The organism is Vibrio sp. QJM3NY_35 (assembly GCF_057785915.1).
This window is the reverse complement of record NZ_CM173508.1, coordinates 586,032-611,675: the sequence shown is the minus strand read 5'-3', so window position 1 is coordinate 611,675 and position 25,644 is coordinate 586,032. Positions and strand designations below refer to the sequence as shown.

The 25,644-nt window shown below is 45.6% G+C and carries 17 protein-coding genes; 13 read left to right on the top strand and 4 right to left on the bottom strand.

Translation table 11 applies throughout. The annotated features are described in order from the left end of the window. Nucleotides 1-29: 29 nt before the first annotated feature. Nucleotides 30-1,724: an L-lactate permease gene (locus AC3CH3_RS18135; RefSeq protein WP_012601186.1), complete on the bottom strand. Its 1,695-nt coding sequence runs from the start codon at nt 1,722-1,724 to the stop codon at nt 30-32. A 247-nt stretch (nt 1,725-1,971) separates the two neighbouring features. On the opposite strand from AC3CH3_RS18135, the gene AC3CH3_RS18130 reads away from it, so the two are divergent. The 4 genes from AC3CH3_RS18130 (at nt 1,972) to AC3CH3_RS18115 (ending at nt 8,655) form a co-directional block, all read left to right on the top strand. Then, nucleotides 1,972-2,889 carry a LysR family transcriptional regulator gene (locus tag AC3CH3_RS18130; protein ID WP_009846145.1) on the top strand — a complete coding sequence of 306 codons (918 nt, stop codon included), beginning with the start codon at nt 1,972-1,974 and terminating at the stop codon, nt 2,887-2,889. Between the two features lie 11 nt (nt 2,890-2,900). Further along, nucleotides 2,901-4,961 (top strand): prolyl oligopeptidase family serine peptidase, encoded by a 2,061-nt coding sequence (locus tag AC3CH3_RS18125; protein WP_488538908.1) that lies wholly within the window; start codon nt 2,901-2,903, stop codon nt 4,959-4,961. Between the two features lie 373 nt (nt 4,962-5,334). Then, nucleotides 5,335-6,675 (top strand): carbohydrate porin, encoded by a 1,341-nt coding sequence (locus AC3CH3_RS18120; RefSeq protein WP_488538907.1) that lies wholly within the window; start codon nt 5,335-5,337, stop codon nt 6,673-6,675. 198 nt (nt 6,676-6,873) lie between these two features. Continuing rightward, nucleotides 6,874-8,655 carry a methyl-accepting chemotaxis protein gene (locus AC3CH3_RS18115; protein WP_488538906.1) on the top strand — a complete coding sequence of 594 codons (1,782 nt, stop codon included), beginning with the start codon at nt 6,874-6,876 and terminating at the stop codon, nt 8,653-8,655. Nucleotides 8,656-8,704: 49 nt separating this feature from the next. On the opposite strand, the gene AC3CH3_RS18110 is transcribed toward AC3CH3_RS18115, so the two are convergent. Then, entirely contained in the window at nt 8,705-8,908 is a 204-nt protein-coding gene (locus tag AC3CH3_RS18110) for a hypothetical protein (protein ID WP_488538905.1), read from the bottom strand. 229 nt (nt 8,909-9,137) lie between these two features. On the opposite strand from AC3CH3_RS18110, the gene AC3CH3_RS18105 reads away from it, so the two are divergent. The 7 genes from AC3CH3_RS18105 to AC3CH3_RS18075 all read left to right on the top strand — a co-directional run bounded on the left by AC3CH3_RS18105 (nt 9,138) and on the right by AC3CH3_RS18075 (nt 18,340). Then, nucleotides 9,138-10,145 (top strand): LacI family DNA-binding transcriptional regulator, encoded by a 1,008-nt coding sequence (locus AC3CH3_RS18105; RefSeq protein ID WP_488538904.1) that lies wholly within the window; start codon nt 9,138-9,140, stop codon nt 10,143-10,145. An 18-nt stretch (nt 10,146-10,163) separates the two neighbouring features. After that, on the top strand, nt 10,164-11,411 hold the full coding sequence (locus AC3CH3_RS18100) for an ABC transporter substrate-binding protein (protein WP_009846151.1): 1,248 nt from the start codon (nt 10,164-10,166) through the stop codon (nt 11,409-11,411). A 66-nt stretch (nt 11,412-11,477) separates the two neighbouring features. Then, nucleotides 11,478-12,464: a carbohydrate ABC transporter permease gene (locus AC3CH3_RS18095; protein WP_488538903.1), complete on the top strand. Its 987-nt coding sequence runs from the start codon at nt 11,478-11,480 to the stop codon at nt 12,462-12,464. Between the two features lie 46 nt (nt 12,465-12,510). Further along, complete coding sequence (locus AC3CH3_RS18090; RefSeq protein WP_016766938.1) at nt 12,511-13,359, top strand: carbohydrate ABC transporter permease; 849 nt, start codon at nt 12,511-12,513, stop codon at nt 13,357-13,359. 17 nt (nt 13,360-13,376) lie between these two features. Further along, nucleotides 13,377-14,726 carry a GH1 family beta-glucosidase gene (locus AC3CH3_RS18085; RefSeq protein WP_488538902.1) on the top strand — a complete coding sequence of 450 codons (1,350 nt, stop codon included), beginning with the start codon at nt 13,377-13,379 and terminating at the stop codon, nt 14,724-14,726. Continuing rightward, complete coding sequence (locus AC3CH3_RS18080; protein ID WP_372052400.1) at nt 14,726-15,817, top strand: ABC transporter ATP-binding protein; 1,092 nt, start codon at nt 14,726-14,728, stop codon at nt 15,815-15,817. Before AC3CH3_RS18085 ends, AC3CH3_RS18080 begins: the two co-directional genes overlap by 1 nt. Nucleotides 15,818-15,925: 108 nt before the next feature. Continuing rightward, nucleotides 15,926-18,340 (top strand): glycoside hydrolase family 94 protein, encoded by a 2,415-nt coding sequence (locus tag AC3CH3_RS18075; protein ID WP_488538901.1) that lies wholly within the window; start codon nt 15,926-15,928, stop codon nt 18,338-18,340. Between the two features lie 155 nt (nt 18,341-18,495). On the opposite strand, the gene AC3CH3_RS18070 is transcribed toward AC3CH3_RS18075, so the two are convergent. After that, on the bottom strand, nt 18,496-19,443 hold the full coding sequence (locus tag AC3CH3_RS18070; protein ID WP_488538900.1) for an aldose 1-epimerase: 948 nt from the start codon (nt 19,441-19,443) through the stop codon (nt 18,496-18,498). 64 nt (nt 19,444-19,507) lie between these two features. Between AC3CH3_RS18070 and AC3CH3_RS18065 the strand changes: the two genes are divergently transcribed. Together AC3CH3_RS18065 and AC3CH3_RS18060 are read left to right on the top strand one after the other, a co-directional pair. Then, nucleotides 19,508-22,576, top strand: a complete 3,069-nt coding sequence (locus AC3CH3_RS18065; protein ID WP_488538899.1) for a GH116 family glycosyl hydrolase — start codon at nt 19,508-19,510, stop codon at nt 22,574-22,576. A 97-nt stretch (nt 22,577-22,673) separates the two neighbouring features. Further along, nucleotides 22,674-23,687, top strand: a complete 1,014-nt coding sequence (locus tag AC3CH3_RS18060; protein ID WP_004732795.1) for a LacI family DNA-binding transcriptional regulator — start codon at nt 22,674-22,676, stop codon at nt 23,685-23,687. A gap of 325 nt (nt 23,688-24,012) precedes the next feature. On the opposite strand, the gene AC3CH3_RS18055 is transcribed toward AC3CH3_RS18060, so the two are convergent. After that, complete coding sequence (locus AC3CH3_RS18055; protein ID WP_488538898.1) at nt 24,013-25,641, bottom strand: ABC transporter ATP-binding protein; 1,629 nt, start codon at nt 25,639-25,641, stop codon at nt 24,013-24,015. Nucleotides 25,642-25,644: the final 3 nt, after the last annotated feature.

The following is a 25,644-nucleotide window of genomic DNA, read 5'->3' as shown; positions in this document are numbered from 1 at the left end:
CGCCAAGTGCTTTTGTAACGACTTATGGTTTACATAAGTGCGTCTGTCATTTTGAAACCGTAGATAACCACTAGGCCGATGATTCCGGTCATCACCAAATAGTAGAACGTTGGGATGATAGTCTTACGTAGTGTTGCGCCTTCGCGTCCTAACAAGCCTACGGTCGCCGATGCGGCTACCACGTTGTGAATTGCAATCATGTTACCTGCTGCAGCACCAACGGCTTGCAGAGCAACAACCACTGCACTAGAGATAGACAGAGTTTGTGCTACTTCGAATTGGAATTGGCTGAACATCATGTTTGAAACGGTGTTTGAACCTGCAATGAAGGCTCCTAACGCACCAACCGTAGCACTTAACGCTGGGAATGCGCTGCCGACTAGGTCAGCTGCAAAGTTGGCAGTGGTTACTGGCATACTTGCTAAATCAGCGCCGTTCACGCCAGAGTTAATAAAGATACGAACCATTGGGATGGTGAACACCAACACAAAGCCTGCGCCAATCAGAGTCTTGCTCGACTCACCAAAAGCTTTAGCCAGTGGTGTTGCGCTGCGTGATTGCATTAGAACAGCAACCAGTGCGACGAAGACCAAGATACCGCCAGGTAGATACAGAGGTTGAATCGCTGTGCTTACGCCTGTCTCGCCAAGGATGTTGCTGAAAGAAAGGCTAACGCTCTTAAGCAGGCCTTTGAACTCAGGGCTCACACGGCTTGCAACTAGAGTGACAGCGAGCAGCACGTAAGGTGCCCACGCCATCGCCATGCTCATTTTTTTATGGCTTTGGTTGTTGTCATCAAGATCGATTTTCAAAGAACCTAGCCATTCTGCTGGCCACTTATCTTCGCTTTCGAAATCCCATTTTGATTTAGGTACTAGGAAGCCACGTTTTGCTGCTGTTACAACAATAGCAAGGCCAACTAAACCACCAATCAGTGATGGGAACTCAGCACCTAGGAAAACACCTGTTAGTGCGTAAGGAATGGTGAAAGCGGCACCTGCGAACAGTGCGAATGGCAGGATATCAAGACCTTCAGTCCAGCTTTTGTTCTTACCGAAGAAGCGAGTCAGCATCATCGCCATCAATACAGGAATCATCACACCAACGCAGGCGTGGATGATTGCAACACTTGATGTGATCTGTTGTAGGTAAGCATCCCATGTTGAACCATTGGCAATCAGGCTTTCACCGATGTTGTGCGTATCCAAACCTTTGTTTACGCCAACGATGATAGGTGTACCCACCGCGCCAAACGATACCGGCGTAGATTGAATCATCATGCCCATCAGTACCGCGGCTAACGCTGGGAAGCCAATTGCAACCAATAATGGAGCGGCGATTGCAGCGGGTGTGCCGAAGCCAGACGCACCTTCAATGAATGAACCAAAACACCAAGCAATGATGATCGCTTGTACACGACGGTCTGCTGATATGTCAGTAAATCCGTTGCGGATGGTGGTGATAGCTCCGGTGTGTTTCAAAGTGTTTAATAAGAAGATGGCGCCAAACACAATCCAGAGAACCGACACGGTAATGCCGAAGCCTTGGAATACTGAAGCTAACACGCGAGTGCTAGACATATCCCATGCGAATAGGGCGATAGCAACGGTTAATGCAAATGCCACCGGCATCGCTTTTTTTGCAGGCCAGTTAAGGCCAACCAGCAGAATCGCTGCAACAACTATTGGCGAAAAGGCCAATAAAGCTAGTAGAGTTTCACTCATGGGTACTTCCTCGTACTTGTTTTCAAACGTTCATGTTTGAAGTGAATAACACGTCATTAGTTTTGTAGGTGTAATCTGAATCTCATGGATTCAATTGTTGTAATTAGAGTCGCTTTATTTGTAACCGATGTGATTGCAAAAGCTGTTTTTGTAATTGTTTTGTTAATTTGGCGTGAATTTACCCCTTTATTTTTTATTGATATAGGGAAATAATGAAAATAATTAATTCCAAAATTGGCATAATCAAATGCGAGCAGACGATTTGATCCTGTTTTCACAGGTAGTAGAGCTAGGTAGTTTTAGTAAGGTGGCGGAACAAAATAACCTTACAAATTCGGTAGTTAGTAAGAGAATTGCGCGTTTGGAAGAAGAGATTGGCGTGCAGCTATTATATCGAACCACGCGTAAATTGACCCTGACCGAGGCGGGTAAGGCAATGTTACACGGAGCCAAAAATGTGAAGCAGGCGGCTCAAGAGGCTATGGACGCAGTTTCAGGCTTTGGTGAAAATGTCAGTGGTCATATCAAAATGTCAGTGCCTACTATCTCCGGAGATTTGATTCTCGCAGACGCTGTTGCCGAGTTTTGTAATATGCACCCAGGTTTAACGGTCGATATGTCTCTTAACAATCGATTTGTTGATTTGGTTGAGGATGGTCTCGACTTGGTCATTCGAACCGGTTACTTGGAAGACTCCAGCTTAATTGCCCGTCATATATTGGATTCACAATGGGTGGTATGTGCCTCGCCATCTTATATCGCTAAGAACGGGAAGCCGATGCAGCCCAAGGATTTGGTCGAGCACAATTGCTTGCAATACGCTTATCAAACGACAGGCGCCAGTGAGTGGCAGTTCTTACACAGTAAGGATGGCTGTACCGACAACGACAAATACATCGTGCGTGTTTCGGGTTCATTTTCTACCGACAACGCGACGGCATTAAGAAAAGCGGCGCTGGGCGGTCATGGTGTGGCGTATGTGCCACGTTGTCTGGTGTATCACGATATTCGCAATGGCCAGCTGGTGGACATCTTCCCTGATTTAGTTGGTAAAAAACTGGGTATTTATGCGGTGTACCCCTTTACGCGCCAGCCACCGAACAAGATTAAGTTATTGATTGAACACATCAGAACGCGTTATCTGACGATTTCACATTATTTTTAATAAGGATCACGATGAGCTATTTAAAAGAGTATCAATTTCCAGTCACCAACAAACAGATCGTCAGCGATGACTATTTCGGTCAGATAATCGAAGACCCATATCGCTGGTTAGAAGACGACAGAAGTGATGAAACCGCGCGATGGGTGGCGAGTCAAAATGAAGTCACATTCGATTACCTTGCTCAAATCCCGTATCGCGCAGAACTGCGAGAGCGATTAGCGAAAGCGCAAGACTACAAAAAGAGCTCACAGCCGTTTGTGCGAGGGGATTACACCTATTTCTATAAGAATGATGGTTTGCAGAATCACAGTACTCTTTATCGTCAGAAAGAAGGCATGCAGGTTGAAGTGTTCCTAGATCCGAATACCTTCTCGGAAGATGGCACTACATCACTGGGTTCGGTGTCGTTTTCTAAAGATTACAGCTTAGTGGCATACAGTATTTCAGAGGGTGGTAGCGATTGGCGTAAGATCTTTGTGATTGATACTGAGACTAAACAGCAGCTTGAAACCGAAATCACCGACGCTAAATTTACCGGCATTTCTTGGTTAGGTAACCGTGGCTTTTATTACTCTAGCTATGACAAGCCAGACGGCAGCCAGCTTTCTGCACGTACCGAACAGCACAAACTTTACTTCCATGAGTTGGGTACTGAACAAGCTAGCGACAAAGTGATTTTTGGTGAAGATAGCGCTGAACAACACCGTTATGTGTCGGGTTACACCACCGAAGATGACCGTTACTTGATCATTCTAGGGCGAGAGTCGACATCGGGTAACAGACTGTTCTATATCGATTTAAACTCAGCAGAACAAAAGCTGAATACGCTGATTGATCATGTGGATAGCGACACTTATCTCATCGATAACCAAGATGAGACCTTCATTCTATACACCAATCTTGATGCGCCTAATGGCAAGGTGGTGAGCTTTGATACTCGCGATGGGAAATGGCTCGAAATCATCCCAGAAAAGCCACAGCCATTGGATATCAGCACGGGTGGTGGCTACTTGTTTGCTCACTACATGGTCGATGTGGTGTCTAAGGTTGAGCAGTTGGATTACCAAGGTAATCGAGTTCGTGACATTCATTTGCCTGGGCTGGGAACGGCCAGTGGCTTAGGTGGAAAAAACGAGCAAACTCAGCTTTATTACACCTTTACCAACTATGTAACGCCGCCAACGATTTTCTCTTTTGATGTTGAATCTGGAAGCTCTGAAATCTACCAACGCTCTGAGTCTCCGTTTGAGTCGGATCAATTTGAGTCTAAACAAGTCTCCTATACCTCGAAGGATGGCACTCAGGTTCCGATGCTTATCTCTTATAAGAAGGGATTAGTGTTAGATGGCAATAACCCAACCATGTTGTACGCCTATGGTGGCTTTAACGTTAGCCTAACGCCTTCTTTCTCGGGGACGGTTGGCAGTTGGCTAGAACTGGGTGGCGTATATGCGGTGCCGAACCTGCGTGGCGGTGGTGAGTATGGTAAGGCGTGGCACAAAGCGGGTACACAACAACAGAAGCAAAACGTATTTGATGACTTCATTGCCGCAGCCGAGTTCTTAATCGAAGAAAACTACACCAGCAGTGATAAGTTAGCGATTCGCGGCGGTTCTAACGGAGGCTTGCTGGTAGGTGCTTGTATGACACAAAGGCCAGAGCTGTTCCAAGTGGCTCTGCCTGCGGTTGGGGTGCTAGACATGCTGCGTTACCACACCTTCACGTCTGGCGAAGGTTGGGCGTACGACTATGGTACATCCGCGCAAAATAAAGAGATGTTCGAATACCTGCTTGGTTATTCTCCGGTTCATAATGTGGTGCGTGGCACGGACTATCCTGCGACATTGGTTACCACCGCTGATCACGATGACCGTGTGGTACCGGCTCACTCTTATAAGTTCATCTCAGAACTGCAAGATAAGCATGAAGGCGGTGCGCCCGTGATGATTCGTATCGATGTTAATGCGGGCCATGGTGCTGGAATGCCGCTGAGTAAAGCGATCGATCTCACTGCTGATATCTACGCATTTACCCTGTTCAATATGGGAATAGAGTCCCTAGGTTCAATCTAGAAAATACTTAATTTTAGATAACTGGGTATTTGACTCAGTCCAAAAAGCCTCAAAATCTGCCTTAGATTTTGAGGCTTTTCATATATATGAAAATCAATCAAATTCACATCCAATTCTCTTTGTTTTTCTACACCCTTTTCCGTGATAGCCGCCACCATTACTGATGAAATGAAAGCGATTTCAAGCTGATATATCACGCATGTTTATTCATAACTTATTGATCTAAATGTAGTAGTTTTCCCCGTGAATTTTCTAAAAGTTTCATGACATTTAAGCTGATTTATCAGTGTGAACAGCGACCAACTTTTCAACTCTTTCATTGCTTAATATTTCCCTGTTCGATGAAAACTCAAAAAAATAATAGGGAATTACAATGCAAAAATTTAAGCTTTTGCCAATAACGGTCGCAGTGGCGGCTTCGCTTGCTTCACTCTCTTCTTTTGCTGCAGAGACGGATCTTGCTGCTCTAGAACAACGAATCCTAGAGTTAGAATCTCAAGTTGGGGATATCAAATATGTTGATGACCAACAACAAGCGGTTCTAACGGCTGAAACAAATGTGCCAGATGGCATTGTCTTCTCAGGTTATGCTCGTTACGGCGCTCACTACAAGAGCGGTGATGAACGTTACGTAGACATCGGTACAACAGGTCGTTCTGTCGGTCGTTTAGGTAACGAAGCTAATGGTGGTGAGGTTCAGCTAGCTAAACTTTTCGAAGCTGACAATGGCGCTATCTGGGACATCGTATTCATGGCTGACCACTGGGAAGCTGACGCTTGGGCTGACGACGGCGGCTTGAGCATGAAAAAAATGTACGCTGGTGTAACCAATGTATTTGAAAGCCAACCAGAACTTTACATGTGGGCTGGTCGCGACTTCCATCAACGTCCGCAACAAGGTTTGAACGATTACTTCTGGATGACACACGATGGTCAAGGCGCTGGCTTCAACAACCTAGATTTCGGCGGCGCGAAGCTGGATATGGGCTTTGTAGGCCAAGTGAAAGGCGGCCTCGTAAATGACAACGGTCGATATGCTGTGACTGCAAAACTGCACAGTATCAACGCTGGTATCGGTAACCTAGATCTTTACGCAAACTACGGCTTTGCTTCTGATGAAGCTGATACTTCTACTACGACTGAGTATGTATATAACCCTCTTACAGACAAAATGGAACCAGTGGTAACACCGGGTCAAAAAGTAAGTGATGAAACAGCATATTTAATCGGTGCTACTTTAGGATTAGGCGAGTCTAACAAGTTAGTTATGAAGTACGGTGACGGTGCAGATTCATCGGTATTTGAACTTAAAGGCGACTACCAAACTTTCTACGCAAGTTTAGAAGGTAACTACGCAGCATCGGATAAATTCATCATTGATTACCTAGTGTCGTACAAAGACAACTCTGGTGCAGACTTAGCTCGCGATAACACTGAGTATGCGGGTATCGTTCGTCCACAGTACCAATGGGATGACGTTCATTCTACTTGGTTAGAAGCGGGCTACGGCATGGTTGATTACGATGACGACGGTGAAGAGAACGCATGGAAAGTAACCTTGTCTCAAAACGTTTCTCTAGGTGGCTTACCTTGGAGCCGTCCAATGCTTCGCTTCTACACAACCGTGGGTGATGTAGAAACGAAAGGCAACACAGTGAAGACAACCAATGTTGATACATTGTCGTTCGGCGCAATGTTTGAAGCTTGGTGGTAATCAACAGGTAGAAAGAGCAACGCTTTGAATTAGGCATATTTTCAAAGCGTTCATGTTGAAATAGCCATACGTTACAAATAGTAAGTACATACTGTCCATTTTAGCCCTAAAGGCAGATTGATTAGGGCACGTTAAATAACTCCATTCTTGGGCACATTTTATGTGCCCTTTTTTTCGCCACTAGATCAAGGAATAACGATGAGACTTTCTTCTATTGTGTCTCGAGTTTATTTAGGTTTCTTCACGCTGATCGTGATCATGCTGGGTAGCGCATGGTTGAGTATTAGCAGCAATAAGAACATAACCTCACACATCGAGACCATCACTCAACAAGCCACCCCTTTAATGCTCCAATCCTCCACGCTTACCATCCGTTTTTTGGATATTAACCGAAGCTCCATTCCTTATTTATCAGCGGATTATGTTGATGAGTTAGAGCCACTCAAACAAGTCGTTGTAAACAACATCGAGCAATATCAGCAGCAATTGAATTGGTTTGAAGGCAAGAGCACGGCAGGGTCGTCTCTTGAATCCATACTCCAGAATATTGATGAAACGGGCGTTGCTACCATCGATAAGATAGACCAGACCTTAAACTTATACGTTTCTTATTTGGATACGAAAGACCTCGGTTCGATGGAGCAGGCGCAATTTCAATCGGTAGTGGGCCAGCTCAACAATACCTTGGTGAATCAACTGGCGAGCGCGGGCTCAGATGCAACGCAAAAAGCAGTAGAAGCATTACTGGTTCAATTGAGCTTGATTGCGGCAGAAGCCAATGAGGCTTTTTCACTGCAAACGTCATCGGAAGTTCGTGGAGTAGAGCGACGCCTGCAAAGTCGTCACGAGCGATTTAAAGAAGCTGTTGCTAATTTGGAGGCGCAGGATCCGGCTTTAGTGCGACGGAGCAAGCAGTCTTTGTCACTGCTCGCTTCCCATGCCTTTTCAGCGCCAGGCTCAGTGTCTACGCACATGGAAACCGTTAAGTTGCATGAGTCGATAGCTGAACAAAGAGCTGAAATTGAACAGGCGATTGATGTGCAGCTAGGGTACTTCGACGAACTTTCTACGTACGCCGAACATACCGCAACAAACCTGTATCAAGAGTCGATGGAATCATCCAATCAAGCCCTTTTGATGCAGGTAATTATTTCGATTGTATCGGTTCTGATTGCGCTTTTGATAGGCGTTAATATCGCAAAAGGCATCCGTAAGCCAAGTAAGTTGGTACAAGGTGCGTTAGACCAAACCAATCAAACCGTAATGGTGGCAACGGCGATGGAACAAATCGAATGTTCCGTGACTGAAATAACTCAAGCGGCCAACCAAACACTGACTCTGGTGACATCGGCTGTCACCAGTTCAAGCGCAGGGCAGCAAACCATGGGCAAGAATGTTGACCTAATGGGCGTTTTGGAAAGTAAGTTGGCAGAATCAACAAGCACAATCGACAAACTTGAGAAAGAGAGTGCTAGCATTGGCTCCATTTTGGATGTGATATCTGGGATCTCTGAACAAACCAATTTGTTGGCATTGAACGCAGCCATTGAAGCGGCGCGCGCGGGAGAGCAAGGTCGAGGGTTCTCTGTGGTGGCCGATGAAGTTCGCGTGTTAGCGGCCAAAACCAATGCCTCGACGCAAGAGATACACAACAAGATAGAACAGCTGCAAACCAGTTCTAAATTGGCGGTGGAGCAAATCAATCAATGTGTGGTGGGGATGGTTCAATGTGTTAAGCAAACGGGCGAAGTGAATCACTCAATATCGACGGTCTCTGATCTGCTCAATGAGGTAGAGCAAAGGAGCCATCAAATCGCGACCGCAACCACGGAACATCAAGTGGTTGCTTCTCAAGTCACACAAAACATCAGTCAGATACACACCTTGGCAGAGGACAACTCTCAACGATCTCAAGTTTTGTTTTCTCATGGTCAACAGCTTGAAACCATGTCGCAGCAGCAGTTCTCACTAACTCAATAGTTTAAGCTTGCGGAGCAGTCCGAAAACAAAGTGTAGACACTACTTGAGATTACTCCGTTATTTCACGCCCAGCCTTTGCTGGGTGTTGTTCTTTCATGTTTTTGACAACGGAAAGTGAATTAAAAGTGCCTTGAAATGTTCCCATACAATTTTGTATGACCATTGAAGCAGTAGGGTCAATTTTATCCAGTATATTACCGCCTGCTGGGTAGGCATCCCCGAACAACGCCAGAGATAAATGGAATTTAAGCATGTTTGCACATGCTTTGGGAATCAGTAACCAGACGCTGTCTTTATTAGGTGTGCGGTAATCTCATGAAACAGTTTCATGGCATGAAGTGAATCTGTAAGCGCTTTCATGGTTTCCACAACTGGTCTTTTTAGCCCCAAGTTTAGTGTGATGACACTCACTTCAACTAAAACGTAATTTCTTAATAATCGTTTTGTAAGCGGTTACAAGCTAATGAAGTATCGAGGTTCGAGTGGCGACAATTAAACACGTATCAGAACATGCAGGTGTGTCTCAGGCGACAGTGTCTAGAGTCATTAATGGCACTAGCAGAGTCAGTCATGACAAGAAATTAAAGGTTGAAAAAGCGATCAAAGAATTGGGTTATCGCCCGAACTCTATCGCTCAAGCTTTGGCGTCAAGTCGTACCGGTAGTGTTGGCGTTGTTGTTCCAGAACTTGGCGGTTCTTTCTATTCAGGCATCTTGCATTGCATAGAAGAAAACCTACGCCGCTTTGGTTACCACGCTGTCGTTACAGCGGGTTCGAACACCGAACAAGGGCAGCGCGAGTCGGTGGAGTTTCTGCTGGGGCGTCGTGTTGATGCTTTGATTCTTCATACTCAACTGCTCAGTGATGATTATTTAATTGAATTGGAAGAACAGGGGACCCCTGTGGTTTTGATTAACCGCTTCATCCCAGAAATGGCGATGAGTTGCATTGATATTGATAACGAAGTCGGGGGGCTACTCGCTACTCAATATCTTTTGCAAAAGGGACATACAGATATCGCGTGTATTACCGGGCCTTTAGATAAAGCAGATGCTAGGGGGCGTTTGCAAGGTTATCGAAAGGCTTTGGAAGAAGCGGGTGTGCCATACGATGAAGCTTTGGTCTCAGAGGCGGGGTTTACCGAAGAGACTGGCATCAGCGCTATGAAGAAGTTGATCAACCGCAAGTGTCGGTTCACGGCCGTATTTGCTTCAAACGATCACATGGCATTTGGCGCATTCGAAGTCTTACATCAGGAGGGGTTGTCTGTTCCGAAAGATGTATCACTGGTGGGCTTTGATAACACCATCTTCGCGCGTTATCTGACCCCTAGTTTGACCACCATTAACTTCCCCATTGAAGAGATGAGCATTGAAGCAGTGCAGCTCACTCTGCAAAAGCTAAAGAAAATAAAACATGACGTGAACTTTAAATTGCTGCCGACGTTGGTCACTAGAAACTCGGTATCGGATTTACCAGTTACCCTATAAAAATATTAAGGATAGAACATGAAATTTAAGACCTTAGCGCTTTCATGCGCGGTTGCTTTAGGATTAGGTACAACAGCTGCAAATGCAGCAGACAAAGAAATTCGTTTCGACGGTTTCCCTGATTTCGATAGCAGCCTAAAGGTATTACTGCCTGATTTCGAAAAGGAAACGGGTATCAAAGTTGATTACCTTATGAACAACCACGGTGACCACCACACGAAACTGACAACGAACCTTGCAACGGGTTCTGGTGCGGGTGATGTGATTGTTGTGGACGTTGAGAAAATTGGTCCATTCGTGGGTTCTGGCGGCCTAGTTAACTTGTCTGAAAACTACGGTGCAGATAAGTACGAAGAACGATTCGCACCTTACGCATGGGCACAGGGCAAAGGCGCTGATGGCGATATGTACGGCATCCCTGTCGACCTTGGTCCTGGCGTTATGTACTACCGCACTGACGTGTTCGAAAAAGCCGGCATTAATGTAGAAGACGCAATCAAAGATTGGGATTCATACATCGCTGCTGGTGAAAAACTGAAAGAGCAAAACGTACAACTTATCGCTTCGGCAGCCGATGTGGCACAAGCGATTATCTTCACGACGGTTCCTGAAGGTGAAGGTCTGTACTTTGATAAAGATGGCAACCCAGTTGTGACATCAGAGCGTTTTGTTCATGCTTTTGAAGTAGCAAAAGAGATTCGCGACAAAGGCTTAGACGGCCGCATTCTGGCTTGGTCTAACGAATGGTACGAAGGCTTCCGCAACGGCACATTTGCAACTCAACTTTCTGGCGCTTGGCTTCTTGGTCACCTAAACAACTGGATTGCTCCTGAAACTAAAGGTAAGTGGGCAGTAGAAAACCTACCTGATGGCATCTACGGCAGCTGGGGTGGTTCATTCCTTTCTATTCCAACTCAATCAGAAAACCCAGATGAAGCTTGGGCGCTTATTGAATACATGACGACGGATCGTGAAGTACAGCTTAAACACTTCGAAACGATTGCTGCTTTCCCAGCGAACATCACCACGTATGACGATGAGCTTTTCCAAGAAGAGATGGAATTCCTAGGTGGGCAAAAAGCTCGTCTACTGTTTGCTGAAGTGGCACAGAACATCAAACCAGTATCCCCAGCACAAGGCGACCACGTTGCACGTTCTATTATCTTAGAGAACGCTTTGATGGAAGTACTTGATGAAGGCAAAGACATCAAGACTGCGCTTAAAGAGGCAGAGCGTCTAATCAAGCGTCGCACGCGTAATCTTTAATTTGTTTTTACTTTAAGTAAGTGAGGAAGCGTGGATAACGCGCTTCCTTTTTAAGAGGTCGTTACTATGAATCATACAGCGAGCACAACGATAGAACCTGCGGACAAAAGCCTTTTTTCTCGTCTAAATTTGAAAGCGCTTACACCGTATGGATTTCTTCTGCCGTTTCTGATCATTTTTTCTGTATTTGGGATCTTCCCGCTGTTGTTCTCTGTTTACCTGTCGTTCCACGAGTGGAACCCGGTAAGAGGCATGGATGCGATGGAGTTCGTTGGTTTTGAGAACTATCACATTGCTTTAACGGACCCATGGCTATGGCGTTCATTGAAGAACACGCTTTGGCTAGCGATCACTTCAGGCGTGGCTCAGCACTTAGTCGCTATTCCAGTGGCTTACATGTTGGTTTCAATGGGTGACCGTATGCGTCACTGGTTAACATCGGCGTACTTTCTACCGTTCATTACATCAACGGTCGCAGCGTCACTGATTTTCTTCAATATGTACTCTCCTAACTCAGGAATAATCAACCAAACGCTAATGGCTCTCGCCGATAGCACACTGTTTGGCTGGGCATTCGCTTGGGTTAACGATTTCCAACCAATCCGCTGGCTAGACGATGCCACTATGGTGAAACCGTCAATCGCAATCATGGTGTTTTGGAAATACACCGGTTTTAACATTGTTCTGTACACCACAGGTTTGATGACGATTCCGAAAGACATTTTAGAAGCAGCTCGTATGGATGGCGCTAATGCTTTCCGCCGCTTCTGGAATATCTCACTGCCTATGATTCGTCCGTTTATCTTCTTCGCTATCACAATGACCATCATCGGCAACTTGCAGATGTTTGAAGAACCGTTCGTTTTAACACGTGGTACGGGTGGTACAGGTCAATCTGGTTTAACCATTTCGATGTACCTCTACAAAGTGGGTTGGGAATGGTTAGAAATGGGTACAGCGTCAGCAATCTCTTGGCTGCTATTCGCTCTCATCGCAACGTGTACCTTGGTTCAATTTATATTCTTCGGTAAGAAAGGCTTAGGGGAACATTAATATGTCGACATCAATTAAGACAAATACCTCACCACTAAGTGGCCTAATGCCAAGCGAACGCAGCATGTACATCATGACTAAGATCTTGATGGTTATGCTCGGCATATTACTGGTTGTGTCAGCGATTATTACGGTATTCCCGTTCGTGTGGTCAGCCTTGCTTTCAACACGTGACCGTTCAGAAATTTTTGGCTCGGGCATCAGTTTTGCCATTGGCGATAGCTTAGCGGTTAACTACGCAAAACTGCTGGAAATCATGCCGTTCTGGAAGGCGATGTTTAACTCTATTTACGTGGCCTTCCTAGGCACAACTATCTCGCTGCTGTTCTGTAGCATGGGTGGTTACGCGTTTGCAGTGTTTAAGTTCCGCGGCAAGAACGTGCTGTTTGGCATGTTGGTTGGCTCAATGGCGATTCCGCCTGTGCTTAGCTTGATCCCTTACTTCATGATCGTGAAATTCTTAGGCTTGTTGGATAACCACATGGCGGTATGGCTACCGTTCACTACGACACCATTTGGTATCTTTTTGATGCGTCAGCACGTGATTGCATCGATTCCAAAAGAGCTACTTGAAGCAGCGAAATTGGATGGTGCTGGTGAGTTCAGAACGTACTGGAGCGTGGTACTGCCACTGATGAAGCCTGCACTGGCAACGCTTGCGATTGTTCAGTTCGTTTTCTTCTGGAACATGTTTATGCAGCCTCTCGTGGTGCTAAATAACCCAGATAACTATGTTATTACGCAAGCACTTCGAAGTGTTCAAGGTATTCCGAATACGCCATGGGGCGCGGTAATGCTAGGTACCACAATTTCTATTTTACCGCTCGTGATTACTTACTTGTTCGCATCGAAACAGATGATCAGTGGTTTAACGTCCGGCGCAGTCAAAGGTTAGGTTTAAGGGTTATAACAATGAATAAATATCAACTTCCAAGTGATTCAAAGTTACGCAGTAAGGAATTTGTATTCGGTGTCGCGACATCTTCATACCAAATTGAAGGCGGCGTTGAAGAAGGCGGTCGCACACCGTCTATCTGGGACACTTTCTGTAAGACGCCGGGCAAGGTCGATAACGGCGACAGTGGTGATGTGGCGTGTGACCACTACCACTTGTGGCAACAAGATATCGAGATGATTCAAGGCTTAGGCGTTGATGCTTACCGTCTCTCTATTGCATGGCCGCGTATCCTTCCACAAGACGGTGTGGTGAACCAGCAAGGCCTTGAGTTTTACGGTCAGATTATCGACGAGTGCCATGCTCGTGGCATGAAAGTGTATGTGACTTTGTACCACTGGGATCTTCCGCAATATCTTGAAGACAAGGGCGGCTGGTTAAACCGAGAAACATCTTACAAATTCGCTGAATATGCAGAAGTGGTGAGCAAGTATTTTGGCGATACCATCGACGTATACACCACGCTCAATGAACCGTTTGTGTCTGCGTTCCTAGGTTACCGCTGGGGCGAACATGCGCCGGGTATCAAGGGTGAGAAAGAGGGCTACTTAGCATCTCACCACCTAATGTTGGCTCACGGTTTAGCAATGCCGATTCTTCGCAAGAATGCGCCTCATGCTAAGCATGGAGTGGTATTTAACGCGACTCCAGCTTACCCGCTAACGCCACAAGATCAAGGCGCCGCAGACTACTGTGAAGCAGAGAACTACCACTGGTTTATCGACCCAGTATTGAAGGGTGAATACCCACAACTGGTCGTCGAGCGCCAAGCGATGAACATGCCAATGATCCTTGAAGGTGATTTAGACATCATCAGCGCACCTGTCGATTACATCGGTATCAACTACTACACACGCAATGTCGCTCGCTTCAATGAGAACGGCGATATTGAATCGGTGAAACAAACTGAAGCTGAACACACTTACATCGGCTGGGAGATCAACCCACAAGGTTTAACCGACTTATTGGTCAGACTGGATGCTCGCTACGAAAATATGCCACCTATCTACATTACTGAAAATGGTGCTGCGGGCAACGACGAACGTGTAAACGGCCAAGTGATGGACGACCAACGAGTTCGTTATTTCCAAGGTCATATCGAAGCGGTTCACAACGCAGTTGAAGCGGGTGTGAAAGTCGACGGTTACTTCGCTTGGAGTCTGATGGATAACTTTGAGTGGGCATTTGGCTACTGCCAGCGTTTTGGTATCGTCCACGTTGACTACACCACCCAAGAAAGAACATTGAAACATAGCGCAATTGCGTACCGAAATATGCTTCTAGAGCGCGCTGAGGAGAACAGATAATGGCTAAAGTAGAATTTAAGAACATCAAGAAATCATTCGGTGATGTTGAGGTTGTAAAAGAGTTTGATTTTACGGTTGAAGACGGCGAGTTCGTGGTTTTCCTTGGCCCATCTGGCTGTGGTAAATCGACCACGCTACGTATGCTTGCCGGACTTGAAAGCATCAGCTCTGGCGATATCGTCGTTGGCGGTAAAGTGATGAACAAGGTCGATGCTAAAGACCGTGACTTAGCGATGGTATTCCAAAGCTACGCACTGTACCCACACATGACGGTTTACGAGAACATCGCCTTTGCACTAAAACTGAAAGGCATGCCGAAAGCGGAAATCGACGTAGAAGTGCTAAAAGCGGCCAAAATGCTAGAGCTTGATCCACTACTCAACCGTAAGCCAAAAGAGCTTTCTGGTGGTCAGCGTCAGCGTGTAGCAATGGGGCGTGCGATGGTTCGTACTCCTAAGGTTTTCTTGTTTGATGAGCCGTTATCTAACCTAGATGCCAAACTGCGTGGCGTGATGCGTGAAGAGATCAAACACCTACACCGTGAACTAAAAACCACCACGATCTACGTAACCCACGATCAGATCGAAGCGATGACACTGGCGGATCGCATCGTGATCCTGAAAGACGGTTATGTTGCTCAAGTTGGTACACCAACCGAGGTGTTCCAGCGTCCTGCAAACAAGTTTGTCGCGCAATTCATTGGTAACCCGTCAATGAACATGTTGGAAGCAAAACTGATTGAAAAAGAAGGCGAATACTTCGTTGAAATTGGAGATGTTCATATCCCACTGCCTGAGCGCTTTAAGTCTCTGGCGTCTAAGAACCTAGCGCTGCATTTTGGTGTTCGTCCAACAGACATTCACCTACGTGCCGAGCAAGTTGACCACGACCGCGTGCTGCCATTCCCTGTGAAAATCAAAGACAAGGAATTACTGGGCGCAAGCATTCTTCTGAAAACAGAAATTGGCGGTCAACCGCTGATGGTTGAAACCCAAGCGGCTGAAGTGGATGTAAAAGATCTGACGCTTTACTTGGATTTGGATGCTTTCCACTTGTTCGATGCTCTCAGTGAGAACTCGCTAGCGAGCTAGCCAATTACGATCTAGCCAGTCAACTTAAGTCAGCCATTGAGCTGACACCAACCAACTTACGACAAATTGTTTTGGCTCCTCCTGATTTGGGAGGGGCTAGGGATAGTGATGATGAAATTCGGATATTTTGACGATAAAAACAAAGAATACGTAGCAACCACACCGTGCACACCGATCAAATGGTGTAACTACGTGGGCACATTAGATTTCGGTGGCATTGTAGATAGCAACGGCGGCGTATTGCTGTGTAAGGGCGATCCGGCACTCAACCGCATTACTAAGTACATTGCTCAACTGCCAAACTCAGACTTCAAAGGCTCGACCCTATACCTTAAGGTGCGTGATGAAGCGGGCAACGTAGAGGTGTTCTCACCTTTCTACACGCCAACTTTAAAGCCATTAGACAAGTTTGAAAACCACACGGGTTTGTCATACACCACCATCATTGCAGAAGCCTTTGGTGTGCGTTGTGAAGCGACGTTCTTTGTACCAAAAGCTGACCAAGTACTGCTACAAGACATCAAAGTCACCAACATTTCAGACAAAGCGCTACACGTTGATGTGGTGCCTGTGTACGAATTCACACACTTCGATGCGCTTAAACAGCTACTCAATGCGGACTGGGTTCCACAAACCATGACGCTAAAAGCACACCAACAAGAATCGGGTCATACCGTGCTTGAGCAGTATGCTTTCATGAAGCGTGACTACGCGGTGAACCTGATGACAGCGGATCGCCCTGCGACGTCTTTTGATGGTGATCGCCAATCGTTCCTAGGTAATTTGGGCTACGGTACATGGGCAGCGCCAGAAGCACTAAACAATGATGAATTAGGCAACACCGAGTGTTTGCGTGGCGACAACATTGGCGCACTGAACCTGCGTCTAGGTTGGTTATCTCCAGAGCAGACCGAACGTACGATTGTACAAATCGCGCAAGAACAGAGCCTAGAAGCAGCATTGCCTCTATTGGCTAAATACCGTGACCATCAAGTTGTCGATTCGGCTTTCGCTGAACTGGCTGAACACTGGGATGGTTACCTACAAGCAGTTCAGGTTGAAACGCCAGACCCAGCAATGAACTCAATGCTTAACGTACATAACCCGCGTCAGTGTCACACAACCAAAAACTGGTCTCGTTACTTGTCTCTGTATCAGCTTGGTTATGGTGCTCGTGGCATCGGTTTCCGTGATTCTTCTCAAGATACTTTAGGCGTAATTACTCATATGCCAGAAGAGGCGCGTGAGTTCATTGAGCGTCTGTTGTCTGTTCAGAACACCAACGGTTCTGCGATGCATCAGTTCTTCCCATCAACCATGGAAGCGAACGCGGGTGACTCACGTGAAGAAGAAGATCGCCCGGATTACTACGGTGACGATCATCTGTGGATCATCTATGCGGTGACTCAATATGTGAAAGAGACAGGCAACGCTGACTTCTTGAACAAAGAGATCCCGTTCTATCAAAAAGACAAAGCGGGCAACCCAATCGAAACGGGAGCAGTTTGGAACCACCTGTGCCGCGCGATTGAATTTACCTACACCAATACTGGTGAGCACGGTCTACCGCTGCTAGGTTTTGCAGACTGGAATGACACGGTGAACCTGCCAACGGGTGCTGAGTCGATGATGGTAGCCAACATGTACGGCAAAGCCCTGCTCGATATGCTGGACCTTTGTGAGCTACGTGGCGAAGCGCAACTGACGACTAAGTTTAAAGATCAGTACCAACAGATGCAGAGCACGGTCAATGAGTGCGGCTGGGATGGTGAATGGTTTGTTCGTTACTTTGATGAGCAAGGTTTGCCAATAGGCTCTCACAAGAACGAGCAAGGGCAGATTTACACCAATGGTCAGAGCTGGCCTGTAATTTCAGGTTTCGCGACTCAAGAACGTGCAACTCAAGCGCTAGATTCTGTTTACAACAAGCTGAACACCACCAATGGCATCAAGCTTTCAACACCTGGCTACAACGGCTTTGATCCTCAGCTAGGTGGCGTTTCGACGTACCCACCAGGTGCGAAAGAGAATGGCGGTATCTTTTTGCATTCAAACCCATGGGTGATGATCGCAGAAGCGAAAATGGGCAACGGTGAGCGTGCTTACGAGTACTACCGTCAAATTAATCCGGCTTCGAAGAACGACGATATTGATACCTTCGAGTCAGAGCCATACTGCTACCCACAAAACATTTTGGGCGACGAACATAAACAGTTCGGCCTAGGTCGTAATGCTTGGTTGTCTGGTACCTCATCTTGGACATACGTTGCAGGTACGCAGTGGATCCTGGGTGTTCGACCTGAAGTTGATGGTTTGCTGGTGGACCCTTGTATTCCGGCTGAGTGGCCGGAGTTTAAAGTCCGTCGTCAGTTCCGCGGTGCAACATACAACATTCATGTCACGAACCCGAATAACGTGTGTAAAGGTGTGGTTGAGATGAAGGTAAATGGTGACCTGATTTCAGGCAACAAAGCACCGGTGTTTACCTCTGGCGAGCACACAGTCGAAGTGGTTTTAGGTTAACAAAGAGAAGGGCGCGTTATGCGCCCTTTATTGCGCTTTCGTTTAGTTTCTTTAGTTTGTTTTTTACGTTGTAGTTTTCGTTAGCAATGCGTTCTCAGGGGGGCTGGTTTCACGTTTAGCAGTTGCTTCAGCTTCGTTCGGTTACTTTGGTTGCTTTATTGTGGCTGATAGGCAGCTTGACATTGCCAAGTGAAGGTTTGAGACTGGTTCGGGCTAAGCGTCAATAAGCCAATTTGGTTATTGAAAGCATCGGCAGGGCAAGTCATTGGTTCTATTGCAATACTTTGCTCACTCGTTGGGGTGTACAGCTGAACAAATGGGTAGCTTGCATCTTGTTGATAGTGAATCGCGGCAGATGAATCTGAGCGTGTGAAAGTCAGTTGGTTGCTTGTCTTCGAATCAAATTCAAAGCAGTGGTTTAGGCTTTGATTGGTTAGGGAATCATCCAAAGACAAACGGTCAAAAGCCTGTTTTTCACCATTAGGCAGGTCGTTCTCGTGTATGACCTCAGCACAAGGTGACATGGTAAGCCTACACTGTTTCAATTCAGTGCCAAGAGAGAAATAAGGGTGCCAAGCATCACCGAATGGGAAGGCGAAATCACCACAATTAGAGACGGTTGTCGAGCAAGAGAGCTTGCCTGTGATGTCGATAGTGAAGGCGACTTCAAGGTTAAAAGCGAACGGGAAAGCAGGGTGCAAAGATGACGTTTGATACTGCAGCGTCACACTGGCTGACTCATCATTGGCTGCGCTGTTTGTGATTGAAAAAGGTTGGTTGTAGAGCAGGCCGTGTACGGCGTGATCAGACCAAGGAAAGTTAGCTGGGAGTTGATGGTTTTGGTTATCGAAACTGTAACGACCTAAGTTTAAACGGTTTGGAAAAGGGAATAATTTAGCACTGCGGGAAAAGAACGGATGTTGGTTGATCAGTTCATCATAATTCTGATAACCACAAATAAAAGAGAATGGGCTGTTGTTTACAATATATTTATTGATAACAGAACCAAATCCATTGATTATTTGAAGTTCTATACCATGCTGGTGGCTTATTAATGTGACAGAGTCAATATTTCCAAATTTTTCATTTATAATTTTAAACATGTTGATGTCTCCATTTTAAAAAGATATTAACAAGAAGAAAAAAATATTCAATGGCGGTTTTAAAATGAATAATAAAATTCCATATACAAGCTATTCAGGAAATTCAGAACATCTTTGCAAAAAAGGTGATGCAGTTGAATTTATTCAACCTTGGTACACACCAATTTCTACCACACCAGAAAATACCGGTATGGCGGTGGGCGGTATTGGCAATACATTTACACTGACGCCAAACGGTAACACGCCAAACTTCAGCTTTATTCCAGGTATATTTGTTGACTGTTCAGATCAAGTTATTAATTTTAATGATTTTTATTCTTCAGTTATGGATGTGCCAACCATTGATACCCTTCAGATTCTTAACGAACAAGAGCTCAGTGTTCACCTGAATTTCTACCCGGCATTATTCGATGGCAAGAGAATAGATAATAGTTCGAATGCGATTAACATCATTCGTAGTGCATTAAAAAATTGCAACTTCTATAAAGAAAATAAAGAGAGCTTTATAAAGTGGAATGTTGAGTTTTCTAATAAGACTCAAATGTTAATTGATTCGGATTCATCGTCGATTGTTTGTCAATTATATGTAGCCTTAGATTTCTTTAATGGTTTATTAATAAATGGTGCAACGAGACAGCTATCACTAACTGCGGGAAATAATGGTGATATAGAAAGTGTTAATGGTCGCGATATAGAATATAAGGCTTTATATCCATTAGCTGAATATCAATATAATAGTTTTGACGGTATTAATATCAAGCGTAAGGTTGTTTCACCGATCGTTAAGGACGATAAACGCCTCTGTTCTTTACCGATGCACTGGAACCACTTTCAGTTAACGAATGATTCACAGCAAACTCGCGTGATTACGCTTGCTCAACCTCTGCAAAATCTGATTGGTTCAACTTACCGAAAAGGTCGCGATGGGATCCAAGATTCGGCATGTACCTTATCTCAAAACCCGATAGCTCAGCAGCATCAAGCGGTGAATGTAAACGGTGAAAGCCACAGTTTTACGGGTGTTCAGCTCACTAGTCAGTCTCCGTATCGAAGTGACATTGAGGGTGAGGTGGTGTTTGGTGTCCAAGCGGATAACCACTTGTTGGGGTCTGGCAAGGTATCGGTGTCTGTTAAGCCGACGCTTTATACTTCGAAAGTGACCCAGCAAACAGAGTTCGCACTGAAAACAGGCCGTACTAACACCGAATTTCAAACAGGGATCTACACTGGGCGTGAAGCATTGAGCGCATTGGTTGTGGTTCAGGTTGAACTGGAGCCGGGCGAATCCGTTGATCTGCGTTTCGCTCAAGTAATGGCTCACAGCAAAGTGATGCTTAATGGTTGGCTCTCGGATAAGGCTTACACTCAATTCTACCCGCAAGCGAAACCGGCTCTGCCGATGTTAGAAGATGTTCTGCCAAAGCTCGAAACCATTGAGCAACAGATCGTTAAGCAACAAGAGGCCTTTCTAGAGCAAGCTCAAAGCAAGATATCACAGCCTGAATCAGCACTGCGCTATGCGACGATGGCGATGAATTCATTGTCTTTCCTAGCCGAATCAACGGTATGGGATAAAGAAGACAAGTTCTTGGTGAAAGAGTGTGTCGATTACCCATTCTTTAATTCTCTGGATGTTTATTTCTATGGCTCATTCTCTCTGCTTTATTTGCTGCCTGAGCTTGATGGCTGCGTGATGAAAGAGTTCTCGAAAGCCATTTTGGCGGAAGACTTTACCGAGCGTCGATACTGGGAATACGAAGCGACACCGAATGCTGAATTGATTGATCAGAAGTACCAAGGTGTGCGCGCGATTCGAGGTGCGGTAATCCACGATTTGGGTAGCCCGTTCGACATTCAGCCTGACGCGTATAGCTGGCATAATGTTAAGGAATGGAAGGACTTAGCACCGAAATACATTCTGATGGTGTACCGCCATTATCAAAAGACACAAGATATCTCTGTGGTTGAAGAGTGCTGGCAGGCTGTCACTGAGAGCATAGATTTCTTATCGAATTTGATTGCTGAGGGTGACGATTTACCACTAACCCGTGGCACAGACGATACCTTTGATAACCTCGCGTCTCACGGCATCTCTATTTACTGTGCGAGTCTTTGGGTGGCAGGTCTACAAGCGGCAAGCGAACTTGCAAAATTGATGAATGAAAGCGAGTTAGCCGCGGGTTACTTAACGCGTTCTAAAAAGGCGCTGGCGACAGTTGAGCAAAGCTTGTGGGATGAAAAAGAAGGCTACTACCACTTCTTCGTCACTCCCGTTCAAGCCAAGCATTTAACAGGTAAGAACTATCAAGCACTGGAAATCTTAGGCCTGACTTTGACGGGCGATGCGATTGCTGACAAGAGCACACTCAATACCTATCTTAATGAAACGGATACCTCCATCAACATCAGTAAAGTATCTCAAAGAGTCTCTAAGAAACGCTTTCTGAGTGAGACCGCGCCTCAAGCCTTTACACAAGAATACTTAGATTTAGTGCCAGATTCCGACAACAGCTTTGGTGATGCTTTATTGGCAGACAGTTACTTAAAGCTAATCGGGCTAGAAGGTATTTTCCCACAAGAAAACATCCAACGCGCACTAGACTATGTTTATAAGCACAACTTTGAAATCAACAGCCCTAAGCTAGGGGTTGCGAATATGACGCTGGCCGACGGTTCGCCGCATGAAGCGTTCCAAGCGCAAGACGTGTGGATTGGCGTACAGTTTAGTGTTGCGACAGCGTTGAGTCTAGCGGGTAAATCGCAGCAAGCAGAAACATTAATGGATACCGTGTATACCGCGCTGTATGACTATTCAAAAATTCCATTTGCCGCACCAGAAGGGTTCAACTGTTCTGTCTCTTTCAATGAGCAAGAACTCTCAGAGTATTTTAAATTGCCACAAAATGATGCGAAAAAGTGGATTACTGCGCTTAAATTGCAAAAGTGTGTGCTATCTGACGGTCGAGTGAGTCCAGATCTGACTAAAGACAGTGATAAATTTGTTAGTATGTTGCAAGGTGAAATTTCGGCGGAGCAAGCCATCGTTCTTCATAAATGGCTGTTGAGCACTGGGTTGAAATATACCGCAGGTCGTTATTTCAGACCGGGGATGATCTTCGCCTACATGTATTAACTTAATGATATGAGTTTCAACAAAAGCAGTGGTATGCAGGTTGAAACGGGTGGGGAGCTTTCTGGCTCCCCAGATGTTACTGGATTAGGGTATCGAGATGCGCACTAAAACAAAAAAAACAACAGTATACGATGTAGCAAGACTGGCTGGTGTTTCCCCAAGCACGGTTTCTCGTTTTCTTAATCGAACCACTTATGTGTCGGATGATAAAAGCCAAAACATTGAGCAAGCCATTAAAGACACGGGCTACAAACCTAACTTCCAAATGCAAGAAAACACCAACCGACGCTCGCTCACTATTGGTGTCTTGGTGCAACACCCTGATAGCCCCTACACCAGTCGTATCCTTAACGACATGGAAAAAACGCTGATTGCTCAAGGTTATTCATTAGTGATCGCAACAGGGCATTGGCAGAAAAAGTTAGAAATGCACGCGTTGGAGTATCTGGCGAAAAGTAACGTGGATGGCATGATCATCGTGACAGGAAGCATTACGCAGGAAGAGATTGCTAAGTATGCACAAGACATCCCTATCGTGATGGTTGGCTACGATTTTGTTGAGAATAATGTCCGCTCGATCAATATCGACAACGTGCTGGGTGGCTATATGGCAACCCTACATTTACTGCAACAAGGACATGTGAATATTGCTCATATTAAGGGGCTTTCAAGTCAACCTGATTCGGGAAATCGCTTTGAAGGCTATAAGAAAGCACTTCAAGAGGCGGGCATAAAAGTGATGCCAAAACTCGTTAAACAGGGTGATTTCAGTAGTGAGTCAGGCTACGAGAAAACCGTTGAATTGATAGAGTCGAAGGTTCACTTCTCCGCCTTATTTGCTGCTAATGACCAAACGGCTTACGGTGCGATTAAGGCGCTGTCTGACCACGGTTATAAAGTGCCAGAAGATGTGTCTGTGATTGGCTTTGATGACTTGCCTACGTCTAAGTATTTCACGCCAGCCCTGACGACGCTGAGACAGCCGATTGAAGAGATTGGCGAGGTGTGTGCGCAGTCGATTCTGAACTTACTCTCCGGCGAGAGGCATGAAGCTCGACTGCCACCCATTGATTTAATCGTCAGAGAGTCGACCAAGTCTCTATATCGATAGTTGGCAATGAAATAATTTGATGTCGTGAATGAGATTTCAAGACGAATAATTTCCCTTCAGAAACGAAAAATGTCGCATCCATGCGACATTTTTCTTTTGGCGGCCAAACCAGTTTTGCTATATCCATTCTAGAGTGCAATCCACTCTACTCTTCATACTTGAAGCTGCAGCGTTGTTAACTGCCTAAGTTCACCCTAATCAAATAGAACACCTATGTTCATAGGGCTGAACTTATTTGTTTCCTAGCTGCAACTCCAATTATTTTGAGTAGCGATACATATTCAGAATGTACTTATGAGACGCTGTTAATCTTGATTAGTTCCCTCTAAGCGGCATTTTTTTCCGATTTATTTTCTAAGTCGAATGACGCCGCGATGAGTTTCTTGGTGTAGTCATTTTTCGGTGCATTGAAAATCTCTTCTGCAGATCCCTCTTCCATCACTTCACCTTTCTGCATCACGAGTACGCGATCCGATAGTGCCTTCACTACCGAGAGATCGTGGCTAATGAACAAGAAGCCGATATTGTGCTTTGCTTGAATGTCTTTTAGCAGGTCGATCACGGTCAGTTGCACTGAGCGATCGAGTGCTGAAGTCGGCTCATCTAACAGAATAAAAGATGGCTCAAGAATCAACGCGCGAGCAATCGCGATACGTTGCCTTTGCCCCCCAGAGAACTCATGCGGATAGCGGTTAATTGAATTGGATTCTAAGCGAACCTCAATCAATGCTTTGCGAGCTCGTTCTAATCTTTCTTTCTTGGATAGATGAGGTTGATGTACCGTTAAACCTTCAGTGATGATTTCCCCAACGGTCATGCGTGGTGATAAAGAACCATAAGGGTCTTGGAATACCATCTGTACGTCTTTCTTGAGCTTGTGACGTTCTTTATCGGTTAACAAACTCACATCTTGGCCTTTGTAAACAATACGTCCGGTACTTGGCAGTAAGCCGATCAGTGCTCGTCCTAGTGTTGATTTGCCTGATCCAGATTCACCAACAATGCCTAACGTTTCACCTTGTTTTAGGGTCAATGAGATGCCTTTTACAGCTTCGAAATATTGACTCTTACTCTTAATGAAGTGGGATTTCACCAAAAATTGAACACGGATATCATCGGCACACAGTAGCTCTGGCGCCGATGCTTCTACAGGAACCTTAGCGCCTTTCGGAATTGAGTTGATCAGCATGCGTGTGTAATCGTGCTTAGGATTTTCGAATAGCTCTTGAGTGAGTCCTTCTTCGACCAACTCCCCTTTACACATCACGAGTACTCGGTCGGCAAAGTGTTTCACTACACCGAGATCATGGGTAATGAACAAAATCGCCATGCCCATCTTGCTTTGAATTTCTTTGATAAGAGAAAGCACTTCAGCCTGAACCGTTACATCTAAAGCCGTAGTCGGTTCGTCTGCAATCAGAATGTCTGGTTCATTGATCAGAGCCATTGCGATCATGATGCGTTGTAACTGGCCGCCTGAAAATTCATGTGGGTATTTGTTATATGCCTGTTCTGGCATTGGTAGGTGTACAAGGTCGAAAAGTTCGAGTACACGCTGTTTCGCTTGAGATTTCGATACATTGCGGTGACACATAATGGCTTCCGCCACTTGAGTACCGACACGCAGGTATGGATTCAAAGAGGTCATTGGCTCCTGAAAGATCATGCCGATTCTATCGCCACGAATCGACTGCATTTCTCGCTCAGTTTTGCCAAGAATCGATTGACCTTCAAACTCGATGTCTGATTGCTCATCGATAATCGCGTTATCAGGCAGCAAACGCATCAGCGCGTTGGAAGAGACGGATTTACCTGAACCTGATTCACCAACAATGGCCAAGGTTTCGTTTGAGTTAAGGGTAAAGTTAACCTTTTTTACCGCATCAATGATTCCATCATTGGTTTTGAAACTTACGGAGAGGTTATTAACTTTAAGAATGGCCCGGTCCGACATGAT

What these genes read in the sequence shown, in the direction of transcription:
- AC3CH3_RS18120 (WP_488538907.1), top strand. Translation starts at nt 5,335, where the DNA reads ATGCAAAAATTTAAGCTTTTGCCAATAACGGTCGCAGTGGCGGCTTCG.
- AC3CH3_RS18125 (WP_488538908.1), top strand. Translation starts at nt 2,901, where the DNA reads ATGAGCTATTTAAAAGAGTATCAATTTCCAGTCACCAACAAACAGATC.
- AC3CH3_RS18110 (WP_488538905.1), bottom strand. Translation starts at nt 8,908, where the DNA reads ATGCTTAAATTCCATTTATCTCTGGCGTTGTTCGGGGATGCCTACCCA.
- AC3CH3_RS18130 (WP_009846145.1), top strand. Translation starts at nt 1,972, where the DNA reads ATGCGAGCAGACGATTTGATCCTGTTTTCACAGGTAGTAGAGCTAGGT.
- AC3CH3_RS18090 (WP_016766938.1), top strand. Translation starts at nt 12,511, where the DNA reads ATGCCAAGCGAACGCAGCATGTACATCATGACTAAGATCTTGATGGTT.
- AC3CH3_RS18095 (WP_488538903.1), top strand. Translation starts at nt 11,478, where the DNA reads ATGAATCATACAGCGAGCACAACGATAGAACCTGCGGACAAAAGCCTT.
- AC3CH3_RS18065 (WP_488538899.1), top strand. Translation starts at nt 19,508, where the DNA reads ATGAATAATAAAATTCCATATACAAGCTATTCAGGAAATTCAGAACAT.
- AC3CH3_RS18075 (WP_488538901.1), top strand. Translation starts at nt 15,926, where the DNA reads ATGATGAAATTCGGATATTTTGACGATAAAAACAAAGAATACGTAGCA.
- AC3CH3_RS18115 (WP_488538906.1), top strand. Translation starts at nt 6,874, where the DNA reads ATGAGACTTTCTTCTATTGTGTCTCGAGTTTATTTAGGTTTCTTCACG.
- AC3CH3_RS18055 (WP_488538898.1), bottom strand. Translation starts at nt 25,641, where the DNA reads ATGTCGGACCGGGCCATTCTTAAAGTTAATAACCTCTCCGTAAGTTTC.
- AC3CH3_RS18080 (WP_372052400.1), top strand. Translation starts at nt 14,726, where the DNA reads ATGGCTAAAGTAGAATTTAAGAACATCAAGAAATCATTCGGTGATGTT.
- AC3CH3_RS18100 (WP_009846151.1), top strand. Translation starts at nt 10,164, where the DNA reads ATGAAATTTAAGACCTTAGCGCTTTCATGCGCGGTTGCTTTAGGATTA.
- AC3CH3_RS18135 (WP_012601186.1), bottom strand. Translation starts at nt 1,724, where the DNA reads ATGAGTGAAACTCTACTAGCTTTATTGGCCTTTTCGCCAATAGTTGTT.
- AC3CH3_RS18060 (WP_004732795.1), top strand. Translation starts at nt 22,674, where the DNA reads ATGCGCACTAAAACAAAAAAAACAACAGTATACGATGTAGCAAGACTG.
- AC3CH3_RS18070 (WP_488538900.1), bottom strand. Translation starts at nt 19,443, where the DNA reads ATGTTTAAAATTATAAATGAAAAATTTGGAAATATTGACTCTGTCACA.
- AC3CH3_RS18085 (WP_488538902.1), top strand. Translation starts at nt 13,377, where the DNA reads ATGAATAAATATCAACTTCCAAGTGATTCAAAGTTACGCAGTAAGGAA.